The organism is Pedobacter sp. UBA5917 (genome assembly GCF_002432345.1).
In the GTDB taxonomy this organism is placed as follows: domain Bacteria; phylum Bacteroidota; class Bacteroidia; order Sphingobacteriales; family Sphingobacteriaceae; genus Pedobacter.
In genome coordinates, this window is record NZ_DJDT01000043.1 from 1 (window position 1) to 3,653 (window position 3,653).

Annotated in this window: 3 protein-coding genes; 1 reads left to right on the plus strand and 2 read right to left on the minus strand. The window is 39.8% G+C overall.

Annotation, left to right across the window (positions count from 1 at the left end; genetic code table 11):
* Positions 1–31: 31 nt before the first annotated feature.
* Together B2V92_RS02900 and B2V92_RS02905 are read right to left on the minus strand one after the other, a co-directional pair.
* Positions 32–1,213, minus strand: a complete 1,182-nt coding sequence (locus B2V92_RS02900; RefSeq protein WP_293304661.1) for a sodium:proton antiporter — start codon at positions 1,211–1,213, stop codon at positions 32–34.
* Positions 1,214–1,282: 69 nt separating this feature from the next.
* Positions 1,283–1,804 (minus strand): acyl-CoA thioesterase, encoded by a 522-nt coding sequence (locus B2V92_RS02905; protein WP_293304663.1) that lies wholly within the window; start codon positions 1,802–1,804, stop codon positions 1,283–1,285.
* A 288-nt stretch (positions 1,805–2,092) separates the two neighbouring features.
* On the opposite strand from B2V92_RS02905, the gene B2V92_RS02910 reads away from it, so the two are divergent.
* Positions 2,093–3,583 carry an alpha-amylase gene (locus tag B2V92_RS02910; protein ID WP_293304665.1) on the plus strand — a complete coding sequence of 497 codons (1,491 nt, stop codon included), beginning with the start codon at positions 2,093–2,095 and terminating at the stop codon, positions 3,581–3,583.
* Positions 3,584–3,653: the final 70 nt, after the last annotated feature.

The following is a 3,653-nucleotide window of genomic DNA, read 5'->3' on the forward strand; positions in this document are numbered from 1 at the left end:
AACCGATTAACCAGTTAACCAATGAACTAATTTAGCCTGCTAACCCCTGTCTCTTGCTCAATGTAATCCCCAACGTCATTACAATACTCGAACCCAGTACCACCAAGAACAAAAATGGAGTGCCTACTTCGGCTATTTTTAATGATGCCGGAAGGTTGAAGTAAAGTAAAATACTGATCAGTCCGCGTGGGGCTATGTATAAAATCGGACTTAAATTATCTTTCTTGAATATTTTAAGGAATAAGATCCGAATGATGTAAATTGAGATCAGGATAAAAAAGCCATTGGCCAGCACAATTTTATTGTTCAGTTCGCCAATGTTCATGGTGAAACCGAAAATTACGAAGAAAAATGTGCGTAAAATAAAAGCGCTTTCTGCCGATAACTGGTAAAGCTGCGATAAATCGGCTGTTAAATTCTTGTAGATAAAAATGCTCCTGAACCAGGCATGCTGTATCGTATCCGCATTGTTCAAAAATAATCCCGTGCTCAAAATCAGTACCAGAGAAGAAAGATGGTAAGATTGACCAATGGCATAAACCAATATCAGGATTGCAATAATGAGGAAAAACTTGATGTGGTGTACCAATCTGCCCATCACGTACAGCAACACAACGCAGGCAATAGCCGACAACAATAAAATGAGGAAAGTGCTTAAACCCAATCCGATAAAGGCCGATGCATTTATGGTATGATTGGTAATGGCAAAATTGAAAATAATAATGCCAAGGATATCTGAAAAAGAAGATTCGTAGATGACGAATTCTTTGTCTTTATCGTTCAGTGCTGCGGCCGATGGAATGGCAATGGCCGAGCTGATTACGCTAAAAGGAATGGCATTTGCAATACAGGTGTACAGATCGTGGTGGCTGATCTGGTAAATAATAGTGGTAATTACGCTGATAGTACCCAATAAAATGGTCAGTGCAGATAAAAAAGCACTCCTGATAATTTTATTTTTATGCTGATCATATTTAAGTTCGAGCGAACCTTCAAAAACAATCAAAATCAGGCCAACCGTACCTAATGTTGGCAGGATGGAGAGAAAATTGAAAGTCTGTATTTTAAGGTAATCAACCAAAAAACGTAAGCCAATACCCAACAAAAGCAACAATAAAACCGATGGTACTTTGGTTTTACTTGCCACTAAATCAAACAGATAAGAGAATATTACTAATCCGCTTAAAATAATAAGTATCGTATAAGTCGTCATATTTTTAGCGTAGGGTGAACCGCTAAAATAAAACAATCAGGCTAAGCAGGAAGTAATTTTTTGTAAAAATTATGCTTTGAAAAAAAGTGCCTTTAATTCGCTGGCATCATCCGGACTCATTTTTCCACCTAAAACCAGGCGTAACTGCCGGCGGCGGAGGGCCCCATCAAATAATTCAATTTCTTCAGCAGTTTCAGGAATTACTTCTGCAACAGGGATGGTACGTGCACTTTGATCAACCGCCACAAAGGTGTAATAAGCTTCATTGCTTTTCTGGCGGGCACCACTTGGGATATTTTCTGCCCATACATCTAAACGCACCTCTACAGAAGTATTAAATGCCCGGGTTACCTTGGCTTCGATGGTAATTACATCACCCAGTTTAATAGGGTGTTTAAAAGATACGTTATCAACAGAGGCAGTTACCACAATGCGGTTGCAGTGTTTTTGAGCAGAAATAGCCGCCGCAATATCCATCCAGTGGAGTAAACGGCCTCCCATTAGGTTGTTTAGCGTATTGGTATCATTTGGTAGTACCAACTCGTTCATGATGGTAAAACTTTCTCTTGCGAATTTCTTTTTTAAGCTCATTTGAATGCAAAAGTAGCAAAAATGTATGTTAAATATTACTCGAAATGCATTCTGGCAGGTTTAAAAAGGTTTTTTTGCAATATTCTGATTGATCTGTGCAATTAAAATTTAGATTTTTGGTGCCGATTCGTTTTAAATAACCTAATCGTAAGTCCCGACTTCACCTCAATGACTATAATAAGCCCGGCGGAATAAACCTAAAATGGAGTATTGTCAATTTAAACATGAATTCTCATGCCTTAAAAACAATTCTCTAAATAGCCTGTTATCCTATCAAAAATCGAATTAATGCAGAACCAGACCCTTATCCAATTTTTCCATTGGTATTATAACGAAGAGCAGAATTTATGGACGAAAGTAGCTACAGAAGCTGCTCATTTAAAAGAAATAGGCATAACAGCTGTTTGGCTTCCGCCGGCCTATAAATCAAACAACGCGGCTTATGATGTTGGTTATGCTGTTTACGATCTGTTTGATTTAGGCGAATTTGATCAAAAAGGTGGTGTAAATACAAAACACGGATCAAAGGATGAATATATCAAAGCGATAGAGGCATTACATGATAACGGAATAAATGCTTTGGCAGATGCAGTTTTCAATCATAAAGCAGGTGGCGACGAATTGGAGAAAATACAGGTGAGAACGGTAAATCCAGATAATAGAAATGAGTTTACCAGCGATGTTTTTGAAATAGAAGCCTGGACAAAATTTACTTTTCCGGGCCGTGCGGGTAAATATTCCGAATTTATATGGGACCACGAGTGTTTTAGCGGGGTAGATTGGGCCGAAAACCTTAAAGAAAGTGCCATATATTCTATTCAGAATTATTTGGGCGAAGGTTTTGAGAAAGTGCCCTCTACCGAACTTGGAAATTACGATTACCTGATGTTTAATGACATTGATTACCGTAACCGGTCTGTAGTGGAAGAATTGAAATATTGGGGCGAATGGATTGTTGAAACCACTAAAGTTGATGGTTTCAGGCTGGATGCGGTTAAGCACATCAATCCGGATTTTATCATCGAATGGATTGATCACCTTAACCAGAAATATAACCGCGAATTTTTTATTGTTGCCGAAGACTGGAATGTGGTGGATATTGAAGGACAGCTGGAATACATTGAAACTACCGGCGGCCGCACCCAGATATTTGATTCGCTTTTGCACCATAATTTCTTTCTGGCCAGTAAGGATGAGGGTTTTGATATGAGAACCATTTTTGATGGAACACTGATCCAGGCAAAACCCGATCTGGCGGTTACTTTTATTGATAACCACGATTCGCAGCCGCTACAGGCATTAGAATCTTATGTCGATTTTTGGTTCAGACCACTGGCTTATGCCATCATTTTACTGCGTATGCAAGGCATTCCATGTTTGTTCTTCCCTGATATTTATGGCGGCATTTACGACGATAAGGATAAAGAAGGAGATGAAGTGCATGTAGAGCTGGTGCCAATTGAAGCGGTTGAAACCATGAGTAAAATACGTACAGCTTTAGCCTATGGCGAGCAACGCGATTATTTTGACCATTTCAGCTGTGTAGGCTGGACGAGGGCAGGGGATGAGGAAAATGAAAACAGTGGCCTGGCGGTATTGTTAAGTACCGGCGAAGAAGGATATAAATCGATGGAAATTGGTAAACATTTTGCCGGAAAAACCTTTATTGATGCACTGGGCTACAGGCCGCAGGAAATTGTGGTCGATGACAATGGCTGGGCAGAGTTTCACTGTAATGCCGGCAGTGTTTCGGTTTGGGTGCTGAAGGTGGGGGAGTAATCTAAATTTGCAATAGTCTGTGCGCTATGGTCTGTGTTCCTAACTATGCCGTCATTTCGAGCGTAGTGCA